The following is a 240-nucleotide window of genomic DNA, read 5'->3' as shown; positions in this document are numbered from 1 at the left end:
GCGGGAGTAGCTCAGTTGGTAGAGCGCAACCTTGCCAAGGTTGAGGTCGCGAGTTCGAGACTCGTCTCCCGCTCCAGATTTTGAAGGTTCTGAGGTCGTCGGCGCTGAATTGGCAAAGCGCAACGCGGCAGCAGTACCGGCAGTAGTTGTATCGCAGGATATTGCGGGAGTAGCTCAGTTGGTAGAGCGCAACCTTGCCAAGGTTGAGGTCGCGAGTTCGAGACTCGTCTCCCGCTCCAG

The 240-nt window shown here is 57.9% G+C and carries 2 tRNA genes; both read left to right on the top strand.

Annotated features, from left to right (window positions below):
• Positions 1 to 76 (top strand) — tRNA-Gly (locus tag NCS02_RS36245).
• Between the two features lie 87 nt (positions 77 to 163).
• Positions 164 to 239: transfer RNA gene (locus NCS02_RS36240), tRNA-Gly, on the top strand.
• The last annotated feature ends 1 nt before the right edge of the window (position 240 follow it).

Source organism: Caballeronia sp. NCF2 (genome assembly GCF_023631205.1).
In the GTDB taxonomy this organism is placed as follows: Bacteria; Pseudomonadota; Gammaproteobacteria; order Burkholderiales; family Burkholderiaceae; genus Caballeronia; species Caballeronia zhejiangensis.
Note: the sequence above shows the minus strand (reverse complement) of the source record. Positions and strands in the feature narration are given on the sequence as shown.